We start from the raw sequence: 15,683 nt of genomic DNA, 5'->3' as shown, positions 1-15,683 counted from the left end.
GGGGATTTAAAATCGCGATACGAATATGCTAAAATTGATAGCTGATTCGCTTTAGCAGTGAGATTTGGTGATAATTTGGTTTATTTTTTGTTTCTAACGAAATGTGTTTTTATTTTTAATACTATTTTTTATTTTCAATCTAATAAATCAATTTTAGCGCAAGTAAGAAAAGCAAATCAGACAAAAGCTTCTATCAAAAGCATGGCATATATATCAATATAATTTAAGAAAATATCAATCAATTATGAATATCGCAGCATCAAACGTAAATGAAGTTAGCCGACAAACAGCGTGGATCAGGGTAATAATATTATCATTCGCGGCTTTCGTTTTTAATACAACAGAATTTGTTCCTGTTGCATTGTTAAGTGATATTTCTGAAAGCTTTGGTATGCTCCCAGCTCAAACAGGTTTAATGATCACGATATATGCTTGGGTTGTTGCTTTAATGTCTCTGCCTTTAATGATAATGACAAGTAAAGTTGAGCGACGTAAGTTACTTATTATTTTATTTATACTCTTTATTTTAAGTCATATTTTATCTGGTGTGGCATGGGATTTTAAATCACTGATAGCAGGGCGTATTGGTGTCGCTTTTTCTCATGCAGTATTTTGGTCTATTACTGCATCACTAGCTATTAGAGTAGCACCTGCTGGTAAACGCGCTCAGGCATTAGGTTTATTAGCAACAGGAACAGCACTTGCAACAGTATTAGGTTTACCTATTGGTCGTGTTGTTGGACAGTGGTTAGGATGGCGTGCAACATTTATGGGCATTGGGATATTAGCCTTAATTACTATGTTTGCATTAATGCGTTATTTACCTTTATTACCAAGTGAGCATTCAGGATCACTAAAAAGTGTGCCTATGTTATTAAAGCGCGGCCCACTCATGGGGATCTTTCTATTAACGGTTATTGCCGTAACGGCGCATTTTACAGCGTATAGTTATATCGAGCCTTTTGTGGTTGATATTGCAAATCTGGATCAGAATTTTGCTACGTTGGTGTTATTGATTTTTGGTGGAGCCGGTATCATTGGTAGCGTGTTATTTAGTCGTTATAGCACCAAAATGCCAACATCATTCTTATTTTCAGCCTTAATATTGCTTACTGTTTGTTTAAGCTTATTAATGATCAGTAGCCAGAATCTAACCGCATTTATTGTGCTGATTATATTTTGGGGTATTGGATTTATGTGTATTGGGCTAGGAATGCAGGTGAAAGTGATTGATTTAGCACCTGATGCAACAGATATCGCTATGTCTATTTATTCTGGTATTTTTAATATCGGTATTGGTGCTGGAGCATTGATTGGTAATCAGGTTATTTTACATGCTGGTATGACAAACATTGGCTATGCAGGAACAATATTAAGTATTATTGCAGCGGTTTGGTGTGGTTTTATCTTTAATCGTTATCGTGTTGCTATGGGCGGGGAACCCCGCCAAAGGAATCAACTTCATCAACACTAAATAAGTATTTCTACGATATAAAGGCACTTATTCAATAGGAAGAGTGCCTTTTTTATTTGTTGTAGATGAATATCCGTAATCTCGCTTGTGATAGAATTCACAAAATTGACTTTGTATAGGATTAAGGCGAAAAAATGAATGGATTAACTTACTTAATGTTGGCAATTATATCTGAAGTCATTGCGACAACAATGCTGAAAGCTTCTGATGGTTTTAGCCGATTATATCCATCTATTGTAGTCGTCATTGGTTACTGTCTTTCTTTTTGGGCACTTTCTCAAGTGGTAAGAGTTATGCCATTAGGTATTGCTTATGCAATATGGAGTGGATTAGGGATAGTTTTAGTCTCTGTTGCAGCAGTATTTCTTTATCAACAAAAACTCGATTTACCTGCCATTGTTGGTATGACTTTAATTATTGCTGGTGTTTTAGTTATAAATCTACTTTCAAAAAGTGCTTCACACTAATAGGAATAACTGGAATAAATTAGGGTGTCTTTGATGCAAAAGAAATTTAAAACAGCTTGTTATCTTATTATGTTGACTAGCTTTGCTTTTATTGCAGGATGCAGTAATTCAGCGCAGACACAATATTCATCTACACAAATGGTTAGTAAAAGTCGAACGATACCGACAACCAGCCTTGATATTCCCTTAGAAGAATCAGCCAAGGCAACCTGTGTCTTTTCAGGTGGTGTGCCTTCTTTAAACTATGAATTGCATGGCGGTCAGACGCCAGTGTGTCAATTTGCTAATGGTAAGCGTTGTAGTGAACAAGCTTTAATTGAAGGGGCTTGCATTCCAGGTTAAAGCTTATTTGGGGTTGAATGCTGAATCACCATTTCTCTATTATAAAAATAGCCTTTAGTTTATCGCTAAAGGCTATTTTCTTTTTTATTCTTTTGTCTTAAAAGAACTTGTTATTTGGCTCATTAATACTAATAAACCTACAACAAAATAAGCAGAGAAAATAATAAGCATCCATTGTGGCATTTCTAAAGTTAAGAATTGCCATTGGCTGACAGAGCAATCACCGGTTGCTTGGAATACAGAAGGGAACCAATCTTGCAGGGCAAACCAAGAAGGTAAAGTGACAAAGAAATCACAGGTTGCAAAAGGTGATGGATTCAGAATAAGTTGTGTATGCTCCCAAGCTAGTTCAATTCCTCGGTATGCAGAATAAATCCATAAGAAACTACCCGCCATACGCATAAGAGCCATTTTAGGTGCAGATGCCCCAATCAATGCAGCAACTAAGATCCCTAATACTGCGATACGTTGATAGACGCACATTACGCAAGGCATTAATTCCATTCCGTACTGAAAATACAATGCAGCACCTTCAAGACCTATTGCTGTTAATGCAAGCAACAGCCATGAAAAACGGCTTTGTGACCAGTGACGAAGAGAAGTCAGCATAATAATATCCATTTAAATATTAAATAAAATAAGTGCCTATTCTGCCCAAAAATCAAGCGCAAAAAAAGTTAAAACCTGTTATTTCACAAATATTTACATTCAAGCTTATTTTAATGAAAAAAATAGGACTTTTATCAAATAAAAGTCCTATTTATGTGGTGTAACTGTGGATCTATTGTTATGGAATAGCAACTAAACCAATTTCATAAAACCAGTGTGTTGCAGGAACAAGCCAAAATTCAACAGCCAGTAAACCAAGCAATGTCATTACAATTGTATATGGCAGTGCCATTATCACCATACGGCCATATGATAAACGGATAAGTGGTGATAATGCTGATGTTAATAAGAACAGGAATGCGGCTTGACCATTTGGCGTCGCAACAGAAGGTAAGTTTGTACCTGTATTAATAGCAACACCAATATGTTCATATTGTGATTGGCTAATTAATCCATTTTGCAATGCTGTTAAAGCTTCACTGATATAAACCGTACCCACAAACACGTTATCTGAAATAGCAGATAGTAGACCATTAAAGAGGTAAAAAAGAGACAGTTGTGAGGATTCTGAAGCTTGAAGAACAAACTGAATAATAGGGCCAAATAATTGTTGATCAATAATAACAGCAACAATAGAGAAGAAAACAGTCAATAACGCAGTGAAAGGTAAGGCTTCTTCAAATGCTTTACCAAGAGCGTGTTCTTCTGTGATCCCACAAAATGCAGTGGCAAGAATAATAACAGATAAACCGATAATACCGACTTCTGCTAAATGGAGCGCTAAAGCAACAATCAACCAAATACCAATTAATGCTTGGATCATTAGTTGTGCTTTTTCTTGAGAAGTGCGTTTTTCACTGTTTTTCTTATCGTATTCAGTGAGAACTTTACGAACTAAATCAGGTAATTCAGCACCATAACCAAAGAGCTTAAAGCGTTCTACAAGGTAGCACACTGCAAGGCCAGCAAAGAAAACAGGAATAGTGACAGGTGACATTCTGATAAAGAAGGTCACAAAATCCCACTCTAAATGTTTTGCAATAATAAGGTTTTGTGGTTCACCAACCATGGTCATTACGCCACCTAATGCAGTACCAACACCCGCATGCATCATTAAGCTACGTAAAAAAGCACGGAATTGTTCTAAAGTTTGTTTTTTTTCTGCGGTATCAATAAATCCATCATTATTTAATTCTGCACCTGATTGGTTAGAAGCGAAATTATGATAAATAGAATAGAAACCGAGAGAGACACTGATTACAACCGCGATAACGGTTAAAGCATCTAAAAAGGCAGATAAAAATGCACTTGCGAAGCAAAAGGCAATAGACAACATTCGTTTAGAGCGAATGGATAACAGCAGTTTAGTAAAAGCAAACAGTAATAATTGCTTCATAAAATAGATACCTGCAACCATAAAGACAAGAAGCAAAATCACTTCAAGGTTGTTGGCAATTTCATGACCAATCTGTTTTGGGCTAGTCATACCAATGATGACGGCCTCAATAGCAAGTAATCCTCCGGGTTGTAACGGGTAACACTTTAGCGCCATAGCCAGTGTAAAAATAAATTCTACAACTAATAGCCAACCGGCGACAAAAGGGTCAACAAAGAAAAAAATCAGTGGGTTGATAATTAAAAAAGTAAGAATAGCAAGCTTATACCAATCTGGGGAATTCCCCATAAAGTTCTTTAGTAGTGCTTGTCTTATACTCATATCCATTAGGTTTCTCATCCTCCAAATAGAGATTTTAAGCGCAATGATGCGCAATTTAACCATAGTACGCGCTAATCGCTGTGAAATTAAGCGCCTCAGTAATAATAAATTGATAAAGCTACATCAAGTTTTATGATGCCATTCACTATTTAATGATGGTTGAGCTATATCAAAATTACGCATTCTGATATTATCTTTTCCATTATTAGCAGAAAAATCGCTTCGGAAGAAATAAAAATATGGTTATTAAGGCTCAAAGCCCCGCAGGTTTTGCGGAAGAGTATATTGTTGAAAGCATCTGGAATAATCGTTTTCCTCCTGGATCTATTCTTCCAGCGGAACGTGAGCTCTCTGAATTAATCGGTGTTACAAGAACCACATTAAGAGAAGTGTTACAACGCCTTGCTCGTGATGGTTGGTTAACAATTCAACACGGAAAGCCAACGAAGGTAAACAATTTCTGGGAAACATCAGGCCTTAATATCCTTGAAACAGTCGCTCGTCTCGATCATGATCGAGTACCACAGTTAATAGATAACTTATTGGCCGTCAGAACCAATATCTCAGCTATTTTTATACGTACAGCATTTAGAAATAGCCCTGAAAAATGTATTGAAATTTTAAACCATGAGCTTACTACTGAAAATAGCGCTGATGAGTTTAGTGAACTGGATTACAACATTTTCCGTGGATTGGCGTTTGCATCAGGTAACCCAATTTATGGTCTTATCTTAAACGGCTTAAAAGGGCTTTATACGCGCGTAGGTCGTTATTATTTCTCAAATATTCAAGCCAAAGAACTCGCATTAGCATTCTATAAAAAACTGGCTGCATTATGTGAGCAAAAAGATGTCGAGCATGTCATGGAATGTGTCCGTCAATATGGTAAAGACAGTGGTGTTATCTGGCAAAGTTTACAGTCACCATTACCAAGTGACCTAGAAGAAGTAAAACGCTAATTACGTTTGCTGCTTTATCACAATAGAAAAACCAGTATGCATATAATTTGTGATACTGGTTTTTTTATGCTTTTTAAAAAGCCAATGTGTCATTTTTTAGGCAATGCTTTAAATAGGTTATTTTTAGTAAAAAGAGTAACCAAAGTGAGTTAATTTAGGCGTTATCATCTTAAAATAAGCTAATTTTTAGATTTTAATAAAGTTCCAATTTTCTTTTCCTACACTTTAAAATCCCTTCAATTTAAAATAATTTACTAATCAATATTTTTATAATTTACAGTAAAAATAATATATCATTGATTTTACTGGTTAATTAAATGTTTTTTTTTGAAAATCATCTGTCGAATAACAATCAAATGTGACTTAACTCTAAAATCTATCTTTTTATTGGCTTAGATGATTATTCTATATTGGCTTTTTGTGTATGGAATATTATTCTTATGTTATATCAATGTAAATTATTGGAGTCTTGCCATGAAAGTGATCATCTTAGGTGGCGGCGTTATTGGTGTAACGAGTGCGTGGTATCTTGTGCAACAAGGCCATGAAGTCATTGTTGTTGATAGACAAAATAGTGCAGCTGAAGAGACGAGTGCAGGTAATGCAGGCCAAATATCTCCAGGGTATGCAACGCCTTGGGGCGCGCCAGGTATTCCATTAAAAGCAGTTAAATGGATGTTTCAAAAGCACGCACCATTAGCGATTAAACCCGATGGCTCACTTTTCCAATTACGTTGGATGTGGCAAATGTTACGTAATTGTGATACGTCACATTACACTATGAATAAAAGTCGCATGGTGCGTATTGCCGAATATAGCCGTGATTGCATTCGTCAGTTACGCCAAGACACTGGCATTGAATATGAAGGTCGCCAAGGCGGCACTCTGCAACTTTTCCGTGATCAAAAGCAATTTGATAATGTAGCCAATGATATTGCTGTATTAAAGCAAGAGGGCGTTGCTTATGAATTGTTAACTGCGGATCAACTAAAATTAGCCGAACCTGCACTTGAGCATGTTAGTCACAAATTGACAGGTGGTTTACGTTTACCAAATGATGAAACGGGTGATTGCCAAACTTTCACGAAAAGACTCGCTAAAATGGCAGAAGATGCAGGTGTTACGTTCTTGTTTAACAAAGAAATCAAACATTTGTTATTTGATGGTGATAAAGTAGCGGGTGTTCAATGTCATGATGGATTATTAACAGCCGATCACTATGTTGTTGCCATGGGCTCTTATTCAACAGAGTTTTTGAAAAACAAAGTCGCCATTCCAGTTTACCCTCTTAAAGGTTATTCACTTACGATGCCGATTATTGATGCTTCAAGAGCACCAACATCCACTATTTTAGATGAAACTTATAAAATCGCAGTAACTCGTTTTGATGAGCGAATTCGTGTTGGCGGAATGGCAGAAGTCGTTGGTTTTAATCTGGATATTTTAAAATCGCGCTGTGAAACATTAAAAATGGTTGTACAAGATCTCTATCAAGGTGGTGGTGATATTGAGAAAGCCACTTTTTGGACAGGTTTAAGACCTATGACACCTGATGGTACACCAATTGTAGGACCTACGGCTTATCGCAATTTATCATTAAATACAGGGCACGGCACATTAGGTTGGACAATGGCATGTGGCTCTGGACAATTATTGGCTGATTTAATTTCAGGGAATAAACCTGCTATTGCCGCTGATGATTTATCTGTGTTTCGGTATATCGATGGCTTTAATACTAAATTGCTCTTACCGGGGCAAAAACTTGATGCAGCTTATTAATTGAGGAAAAAACATGTCCAGACCCACAAAAGTAACCATTAACCTCGATGCATTAAGCCATAATCTATCTGTTATTAAAGAGAGAGTCAGAGGCAGCAAAGTGTGGTCTGTTGTAAAAGCAGATGCTTATGGACATGGATTATCCTGTGTTTGGCCGGCATTAAGTCATACTGATGGTTTTGCATTAATTGAGTTAGACAAAGCTATCATGTTAAGAGAGCAAGGATGGGTTGGTCCCATCCTTTTACTCGAAGGTTTTTTTAAACCAGAAGATGTCTATTTACTCGAGCGCTATTCACTTACCACCGCAGTGCATTCAGATTGGCAATTTGATGCCATAGAAAAAGCACAATTAGAAAGACCTATCAATATTTATCTTAAGCTTAATAGTGGAATGAACCGTTTAGGTTATCGTCCTGATGCTTATCAACAAGCGATTGATCGTGCGAAAAGTATCAAAAATATTGGTTCAATTATCCAAATGTCGCATTTTGCTAATGCAGATACTGGATTGAACATGAATGCACAAAAGGCCGCCATTAATCAGGTAATGGTAAATGAATTACCTCGGTGTTTGGCAAATTCAGCTGCAACGTTATTTGATCCTGAAACTTATCAAGATTGGGTACGCCCAGGTATTATTTTATATGGTGTTTCGCCTTCGGGTGTTTGGCAAGATATTGCTAATTTCGATTTACAACCCGTAATGACATTTAATAGTGAAATATTAGCCATTCAACAAGTCAAAAAAGGTGAGCAGATAGGTTATGGTAGCCGATATACCGCTGAGCGTGATATGCGGATCGGTGTTGTTGCCTGTGGTTATGCTGATGGTTATCCAAGACACGCACCAGACGGTACACCTGTTATTGTTAATGGACATAAAACACAATTGGTAGGGCGCATCTCTATGGATATGCTAACCATTGATGTTACGGATTTTCCTGATGTCAATTACGGTAGTCCAGTTGAATTATGGGGGAAAGAACTTCCTGTTGATGATGTTGCAATGGCATGTGGCACTATTGGTTACGAATTACTGTGTGCAATAGCACCAAGAGTTATTGTTGAAGTGATGATAAATTTACCTAATTCCACTTTTTCTGATCTAAATGAAAGTTGTTGATAATCACTAAACTAGAATAAGATTAAATTTATTTTGATTTGGTGATCCTATGAGTAACGGCATTGCATTGCGTGTGAAAGGAAAGGTTCAAGGCGTTGGATTTCGCCCATTTGTTTGGCAATTAGCTCATCGTTTTTGTTTATTAGGGCAAGTGAGCAATGATAGTTTGGGGGTATTGATACATTTAACGCCTTCACCTAAAAATGCACTCTTTATAGAGGCATTAAAAGCAGAATGCCCACCATTAGCACGTATTGAACGTATAGAAGAATCACCTTATCAATGGGAACAGCTACCTACTGATTTTATTATTGTAAAAAGTGGTGGTGGCGAAATGGATACACAAGTTGTTCCTGATGCAACAACTTGCCAAGCTTGCATTGATGAATTGTTTGACCCACAAAATCGTCGTTATCATTATCCTTTTATTAACTGCACACATTGTGGCCCTCGTTTTACTATTATAAAAAAAATGCCTTATGACAGGCCTTTTACTTCTATGTCTGAATTTCCATTCTGCCCTGAATGTAAACATGAATATGAAGATCCCGCAGATAGACGGTTTCATGCTCAGCCTAATGCATGCCCTGTATGTGGGCCTCATATCTGGCTTGCAGATAATCAGGGTAAAGAGTTAGCAACGAAAGAGCTTGCATTAACCCAAGCTTGTGAAGCATTACTTGCTGGAAAAATTGTTGCAGTTAAAGGTATTGGTGGTTTTCATTTAGTGTGTGATGCACGTAATAATGAGAGCGTTGCATTATTACGCGAACGCAAGTACCGACCCGCAAAGCCATTAGCTGTGATGATCACAGGAATTGATCAAATTAAAGCAGATAAGCAAGATCTCGATTTTCTTCCTACAGCTATCCAAACATTGCAAAGCACCGCAGCCCCAATTGTATTAGTCCCTAAAACTGTTACACCTAAACTTGCGGAGCTTATTGCGCCGGGATTAACTGAAATTGGTGTTATGTTGCCAGCCAATCCACTGCAACATCTATTAGCGCGTGGTACGAACATTCCTCTTGTTATGACATCAGGAAATGCATCAGGCCATACACCAGCATTAAGTAATGAAGATGCCTTAATGCAATTGAAAGATATTGCAGATTTATTCTTAATGCATAATAGAGAAATTATACAAAGGGCGGATGATTCATTAGTTCGTATTGAGGGTAAACAGAGCGTCATGATCCGACGTTCTCGCGGATATGTACCTGATGCGATTTCATTACCTGAAGATTTTGAGGCGCAACCGTCAGTGCTTGCAATGGGGGGCGATCTCAAAAATGTATTTTGCTTATTACGTCAGCATCAAGCCATTATGGGGCCTCATTTAGGGGATCTTGATGATTTAAGCGTGCGACAACAGTTGGTAAAATCGTTGGCTCTCTTCCAACAAATTTATCGCTTCACCCCTAAAGCAATTGCAATAGATGCACATCCTAACTACATCAGTCATCAGTTGGGTAAGCAGTTTGCTCAAGAGCAAAATATTCCTGTTATTGAAGTCTCTCATCATCATGCACATATTGTTTCTTGTCTTGCTGAACATGGTCATACACATCAACAAGGTGCTGTTATTGGTATTGCTCTTGATGGATTAGGTTTTGGACAAGACGGGACTTTATGGGGCGGAGAATGTTTGCTGGTGGATTATCAGAAATCAGAACGGATTGGTGGGCTTCCTGCGGTTGCTATGCCAGGAGGCAATCTTGCCTCAGTTCAACCTTGGCGAAACTGGTTCGCACATTTAGCTACTTTTTCTAAAGATTGGCAAGGTAGTGTTATCGCCAAAATGATACCTAGTAATGATTTGCAAATATTAAGTAAGGCAGTAGAACGTGGTTTAAATTCGCCTAAAGCCTCTTCTTGTGGTCGGTTTTTTGATGCAGTTTCAGCATCATTAGGATTAGCGCCTAAAGAAATAAGTTGGGAAGGTGAAGCTGCATGTTACTTACAAACGGCGGCATCACAGTGTCATCAAGACAAACAAACAGAAATTATTAAGCAATATGGGCATTTGATGCCTGTAAAAAACAACTTGCTTGATCTATCTGTTTTTTGGACACAATGGGAAGATGTTGATCTTAATGTCAGTGAAAAAGCGTGGTTATTTCATTATTTATTAGCTGAAAGTTTAAGCGAAATTGCATTGCAATGTGCGGATGAACATCAGATTGATACCATTGTACTTACGGGGGGTGTGTTAAATAACATGCTACTCAAACACCTGTTTAAGAAAAAATTAAACAATAAAAAAGTATTAACACCTATGATGTTACCTGCTGGTGATGGCGGTATTGCATTAGGGCAAGCATTGATTGCTACACATTTAATGCAAAAATAAAATAATTATAGGTAAAATAATGCCAGTTTTAGTTAGTTGTGACTGAAATAGGTTTTTGGTTGCTACTTTATTAATGATTAATGACAATATGGAAAATCATCGTGAGTAATAAGAAGATTATCGTTTCTTTGGCCGTTATTGCAGGATTAAGCACGCCAGCAGCATTTGCTGGAGAATGGTCAATTGGTGGTTCAGTTTTAGCACAAGTCACTCCTTATAAAGGGGCTAAATCAAAAGATTATTTATTACCAGTACCGCAAGTTAATTACCAATCAGAGAATTTCTATTTCGCAACGTTAGCGGCGGGATATTACCTATGGAATACACCGAAAGATCAACTTTCTGTTGATTTACACTACTATCCTCAAGCCTTTAAACCAAGCGATAGTGACGATGAGCAAATGAAAAAACTGAATCGTCGCCGTGACACTATGATGGGTGGCTTTACTTATAAACACCACGAATCATGGGGTAGCTTAAGAGCGATCGTTTCTGGTGATATGCTAGGCAAAAGTAACGGTATTATCGCTGACGCCGCTTATTTATATCCTTTCGAATTTGGTAACTGGTCTTTACAACCAGGTGCAGGTGTTGTTTGGGAAAACAAAAAGCAAAACCGTTACGCTTATGGTATTACTCACGCAGAATCTCAACGTAGTGGTTTAGCAGAATATACGCCAAATGATAGCTGGAGACCGTATGTAGAGCTATCGGCGAACTATAAGTTTGCTGAAAACTGGAATTTCTTTGCGATGGGACGTGTTGACCATTTACCAAGTGAAGTGAAAGACAGCCCAATGGTGAATAAATCTGTTACAGCGATTGTGTGGACAGGTGTGACTTACGCATTCTAATTAGCGAAAATCTAACTAGAATTTAGTAAGATTAGCCATAATAAAAAAAGCTTCGATTCAAACTCGAAGCTTTTTTATGGTGGCAAGATATCAGTAATACTTTATTTTTCGGCAATATTTTTACGAACACGAACTACCAGAGATAAGCGACCAGGATGAACGTTATCTGGTTTTAATGGTTGGTGGATACGAGCGGTTTCTACGCAAGCCATTTTACGATAGCCACCTGTGCTCATATCTTTCATTGAACTTGCGAGTTCTGCGCCGGGGTTCCAACATACCACATCACTATGATGGTAATGATGAACCTCAATTGTGCGATCCCAGCCATCATCATGAATAAGATTAAAATCGTCAGGCTCTGTATAAAGCCTGTCAGTGCGTCCATTGAAGCGTAATGAGGTTTCATCAGTGTAAACCTCTTTATCTGCCACGGTGTCAATGTAGTGGCCTCCTAAGCCAGTTACAGAGACATTATCAATGTCACTCACATTAAAATAAGAATGAAGGGCGGCTGTCGCTTCATAATCACCGTAAGATTCTAATTCAACCTCACAGGTTGCGCCTAATTTAAAGCGAGCAATAACCGTAAACTCATGAGGCCAATATTTCTGCGTCTGCTGGCTCTCTTTTAGTGTCATGGTAATGAGTACGCCATCCTCTTGCTCTGTGTGAGCACTAAATTCCCAAGGAAGAATTCGTGCAAATCCATGGCTTGGTGTACCTGCTGAAGCAAACCAAGGCCAGCAAATAGGAATACCACCACGAATGGCAACACCGGGAGTGAAGAGAGAGGCTTCGCTTACCCAAAATACAGGATGCTCTTGTGCGGGTTGCCAAGCAATTAAATGTGCGCCTTGAAGACTGATAGCTGCGCGTACTTTAGGATGTGAAATAACAAGGATAGGAAGTTCGCCTAATTGCCGACGACTTAAGTAAGGTGATATTTGTTCAATAATCGGCAAAGAAAAAATTTTCTCATTCATTATTTTATGACCTTATGTCACTGACTATTTCAATACAATAAACTGACTGGCTAGAAAATAAAAGAGCCACCGAAAAGGTGGCTCTAAAAGAAATCGTGACTTTCTAAACTCTAATTATTTAGAGATATGAGAAATCAGATCCAGAACTTTGTTTGAATAACCAACTTCGTTATCGTACCAAGCAACTAATTTAACAAAGTTGTCGTTCAGTGCGATACCTGCTTTAGCATCAAATACTGAAGTCAGAACTTCACCGTTGAAGTCAGTTGAAACAACTGCATCTTCAGTGTAGCCCAGAACGCCTTTCAGTTCGCCTTCAGCTGCTGCTTTGATAGCGTCACAGATTTGAGCGTAAGTTGCTGGTTTTTCCAGACGTGCAGTCAGATCAACAACAGAAACGTTAGGAGTAGGAACACGGAAAGACATACCAGTCAGTTTGCCGTTCAGTTCAGGGATAACTTTACCTACCGCTTTAGCAGCACCAGTTGATGATGGGATGATGTTTTGAGAAGCACCACGACCACCACGCCAGTCTTTTGCAGATGGACCATCAACAGTACGTTGAGTTGCAGTTGTTGCGTGAACAGTAGTCATCAGACCTTCAACGATACCGAAGTTATCGTTGATAACTTTAGCTAAAGGCGCTAAGCAGTTAGTAGTACAAGATGCGTTAGAAACGATATCTTGGCCTGCGTATGATTTATGGTTTACGCCCATTACGAACATTGGTGTGTTGTCTTTTGAAGGACCAGTCAGAACAACTTTTTTCGCACCAGCTTGGATGTGTTTACGAGCGGTTTCATCAGTTAAGAACAGACCAGTTGCTTCTGCAACAACGTCAGCACCGACTTCGTTCCATTTCAGATTTGCTGGATCTCTTTCTGAAGTTACGCGGATGGTTTTACCATTAACAACGAGGTGGCCATCTTTTACTTCAACAGTACCGTTGAAACGGCCATGAGTTGAATCGTATTTCAGCATGTATGCCATGTAGTCTGCGTCTAACAGATCGTTAATACCTACGATTTCGATATCTGAACGTTCTTGAGCAGCACGGAAAACGATGCGGCCGATACGACCAAAACCATTAATACCTACTTTGATAGTCATATGTATTCCACCAGCTTTAATTTAGTGAATTAAAAAGTTGCTTCTAAAGTTACCAAAACCGCGCCAATCGTCAAGCGGAATCGTGTCAATAATTGCAAAAAATCAATTAAAAAAACACTTTTCGCTTAAAGATTGGTCGTTTTAGCCAAATGTTACGCTGTGTATTATCGGGATCAACGCCGATAAATGAAGTTACCTTTGCTCCGTTATGTGAAATTCATCACATTTCAAAAACTAAAGATTACTCTTGATGATTTTAGACCATATTTTCCAGATTTGTTGTTAAATCTTTGTTATTATTCACTGTTGTTTTAAAAAGCATTTTTCTGGGCAAGAGGTCGATATGGCAGATAATGAAAAGAAAGTGAATATTTCAAGTAATAACAATCACCTTGATTTATCAACACTCAACGAAATGCAACGTTATGTAACGCAACAGCAAGGCACAGAACCGCCATTTAGTGGTAAATTATTACACAACCGTCAAACAGGAATTTATCACTGTTTATGTTGTTCTGCTCCTCTGTTTTATTCAGATACAAAATTTGATGCGGGATGTGGTTGGCCAAGCTTTTATCAACCTGTTAGTGATAATGCAATTCGCTATATTGATGATTTTTCTCATAATATGAAAAGAACTGAAATCCGTTGTCAGCAATGTGATGCACATTTAGGTCATGTTTTTAATGATGGCCCAGCCCCAACAGGGGAGCGTTATTGTGTTAATTCAGCATCTCTTTCATTTACGAATAGTGAAACAGGCGAAAAACAAGTCGGTTAACTCAATTAAGTTAACAAAATAATAACAACTGAAAAAACGATTCAGCCATTTCAAATGATTATTTAGCTTATGGAGCAATCAATGGAAGTTAATGAACTTATTTCGATGGTAACCCCTGAAATTTATCAGCGTATTTCAACCGCAGTTGAACTAGGTAAATGGCCTGATGGTGTTGCATTGACCGATGAGCAAAAAGAACATTGCATGCAGATTGTTTTATTATGGCAGGCGAAAAATAACCACGCACCTGAGCATATGACGGTAGGCACTAATGGACAAATTACCATGAAGAGCAAACAAGAATTAAAAGCTCAGTTTCAATCTGAACGCTTAGCGACGTTAACGCCAATGGATGATGAATAAAACCTGTGTTGAATGGATAGAATAAATATAAAAAGAGGCTGTTTATTAACCGAACTGGTTAAAATTAGCCCCTTTTTCATTTTATGAAGATAAAGAAAATAACGAACTTATTGATTGTTACGATTAAGCCAATGTGCTGAATCAATTAATGCTGCGCCTTTTGCTCTCATCTCTTCTAGTGCTTTTTCGCTATCGTCATCTTGAATATTGACACCGCGACAACCGTCTGTAACAACTGAAACCTGATATCCTAATAACAACGCATCTAGCACTGTAAATTTGACACAGTAATCCGTAGCAATTCCTAAAATATAAAGATGTTTTATATTTAATGTCTGCAAAAGTGTATGCAAACCTGTTTGGTATTCATGGTCGTTATCAAAAAAAGCACTATAACTATCAATAAGGTGATTTTGCCCTTTGTAAATAATATGATTAATCAGTGCTTGGTTTAATTCAGGATGAAATGCAGCGCCATAAGAATTTTGTACGCAATGTATTGGCCACCAAACTTGTGGTAATCCATTAAGAGTACCTACCTCTCCCACAACTGTGCCTGAATTTTCAGCAAAGCTAAGATGATCGGCTGGATGCCAGTCTAAACTGGCGATAATAGGATTTTTAGATTGCTTGAAACTATGAATAAGTTGATTGGCTGTTTGTATAACTATGTCGCTTTCATTAACAGCTAATGCACCACCTGTACAAAAATCATTTTGTATATCAACCAATAACAGTGCAGAATTTTTCACCACTTTTACCT

Annotated in this window: 15 protein-coding genes; 10 read left to right on the top strand and 5 right to left on the bottom strand. The window is 37.8% G+C overall.

The window, feature by feature from the left end:
• Positions 1-244: 244 nt before the first annotated feature.
• From ACNARN_RS02685 to ACNARN_RS02675, 3 genes are all read left to right on the top strand, one after another.
• Positions 245-1,474 (top strand): sugar transporter, encoded by a 1,230-nt coding sequence (locus tag ACNARN_RS02685; protein WP_198630155.1) that lies wholly within the window; start codon positions 245-247, stop codon positions 1,472-1,474.
• 134 nt (positions 1,475-1,608) lie between these two features.
• Positions 1,609-1,941, top strand: coding sequence for an SMR family transporter (locus ACNARN_RS02680; RefSeq protein WP_023581949.1), 333 nt, complete (start codon positions 1,609-1,611; stop codon positions 1,939-1,941).
• Positions 1,942-1,974: 33 nt separating this feature from the next.
• Positions 1,975-2,283, top strand: coding sequence for a DUF333 domain-containing protein (locus tag ACNARN_RS02675; RefSeq protein WP_198619915.1), 309 nt, complete (start codon positions 1,975-1,977; stop codon positions 2,281-2,283).
• An 84-nt stretch (positions 2,284-2,367) separates the two neighbouring features.
• On the opposite strand, the gene dsbB is transcribed toward ACNARN_RS02675, so the two are convergent.
• Complete coding sequence (dsbB, locus tag ACNARN_RS02670; RefSeq protein WP_109373574.1) at positions 2,368-2,892, bottom strand: disulfide bond formation protein DsbB; 525 nt, start codon at positions 2,890-2,892, stop codon at positions 2,368-2,370.
• A gap of 178 nt (positions 2,893-3,070) precedes the next feature.
• The gene (gene nhaB, locus ACNARN_RS02665) at positions 3,071-4,615 is read right to left on the bottom strand and encodes a sodium/proton antiporter NhaB (RefSeq protein WP_109373573.1); all 1,545 of its coding nucleotides are present in this window, start codon (positions 4,613-4,615) and stop codon (positions 3,071-3,073) included.
• Between the two features lie 233 nt (positions 4,616-4,848).
• Here nhaB and fadR point away from each other — a divergent pair, with 233 nt between their 5' ends.
• The 5 genes from fadR (at position 4,849) to ACNARN_RS02640 (ending at position 11,680) form a co-directional block, all read left to right on the top strand.
• Positions 4,849-5,568 (top strand): fatty acid metabolism transcriptional regulator FadR, encoded by a 720-nt coding sequence (gene fadR, locus ACNARN_RS02660; RefSeq protein WP_109373572.1) that lies wholly within the window; start codon positions 4,849-4,851, stop codon positions 5,566-5,568.
• Between the two features lie 474 nt (positions 5,569-6,042).
• Positions 6,043-7,347, top strand: a complete 1,305-nt coding sequence (locus ACNARN_RS02655) for a D-amino acid dehydrogenase (RefSeq protein ID WP_416304104.1) — start codon at positions 6,043-6,045, stop codon at positions 7,345-7,347.
• A 13-nt stretch (positions 7,348-7,360) separates the two neighbouring features.
• Positions 7,361-8,473 carry an alanine racemase gene (gene alr, locus ACNARN_RS02650; RefSeq protein WP_416304103.1) on the top strand — a complete coding sequence of 371 codons (1,113 nt, stop codon included), beginning with the start codon at positions 7,361-7,363 and terminating at the stop codon, positions 8,471-8,473.
• 49 nt (positions 8,474-8,522) lie between these two features.
• Complete coding sequence (hypF, locus tag ACNARN_RS02645; RefSeq protein WP_416304102.1) at positions 8,523-10,826, top strand: carbamoyltransferase HypF; 2,304 nt, start codon at positions 8,523-8,525, stop codon at positions 10,824-10,826.
• A 101-nt stretch (positions 10,827-10,927) separates the two neighbouring features.
• Positions 10,928-11,680: a MipA/OmpV family protein gene (locus tag ACNARN_RS02640; RefSeq protein ID WP_198619918.1), complete on the top strand. Its 753-nt coding sequence runs from the start codon at positions 10,928-10,930 to the stop codon at positions 11,678-11,680.
• Positions 11,681-11,781: 101 nt separating this feature from the next.
• Here ACNARN_RS02640 and ACNARN_RS02635 read toward each other — a convergent pair whose 3' ends face one another.
• Positions 11,782-12,666, bottom strand: a complete 885-nt coding sequence (locus ACNARN_RS02635; RefSeq protein WP_196532547.1) for a D-hexose-6-phosphate mutarotase — start codon at positions 12,664-12,666, stop codon at positions 11,782-11,784.
• A 114-nt stretch (positions 12,667-12,780) separates the two neighbouring features.
• Positions 12,781-13,776 (bottom strand): glyceraldehyde-3-phosphate dehydrogenase, encoded by a 996-nt coding sequence (gene gapA / locus ACNARN_RS02630; RefSeq protein WP_109372088.1) that lies wholly within the window; start codon positions 13,774-13,776, stop codon positions 12,781-12,783.
• Between the two features lie 343 nt (positions 13,777-14,119).
• Between gapA and msrB the strand changes: the two genes are divergently transcribed.
• Together msrB and ACNARN_RS02620 are read left to right on the top strand one after the other, a co-directional pair.
• The gene (msrB, locus tag ACNARN_RS02625; protein ID WP_196532548.1) at positions 14,120-14,557 is read left to right on the top strand and encodes a peptide-methionine (R)-S-oxide reductase MsrB; all 438 of its coding nucleotides are present in this window, start codon (positions 14,120-14,122) and stop codon (positions 14,555-14,557) included.
• Positions 14,558-14,638: 81 nt separating this feature from the next.
• A complete protein-coding gene (locus ACNARN_RS02620) occupies positions 14,639-14,920 on the top strand; it encodes a YeaC family protein (RefSeq protein ID WP_416304101.1) in 282 nt (93 codons plus the stop codon).
• A gap of 107 nt (positions 14,921-15,027) precedes the next feature.
• On the opposite strand, the gene pncA is transcribed toward ACNARN_RS02620, so the two are convergent.
• Positions 15,028-15,672, bottom strand: coding sequence for a bifunctional nicotinamidase/pyrazinamidase (gene pncA, locus ACNARN_RS02615; RefSeq protein WP_198630157.1), 645 nt, complete (start codon positions 15,670-15,672; stop codon positions 15,028-15,030).
• Positions 15,673-15,683: the final 11 nt, after the last annotated feature.

This window comes from Proteus sp. TSJ240517 (genome assembly GCF_047921575.1).
Lineage (GTDB): Bacteria > Pseudomonadota > Gammaproteobacteria > Enterobacterales > Enterobacteriaceae > Proteus.
This window is presented reverse-complemented; position numbering and strand designations above follow the sequence as displayed.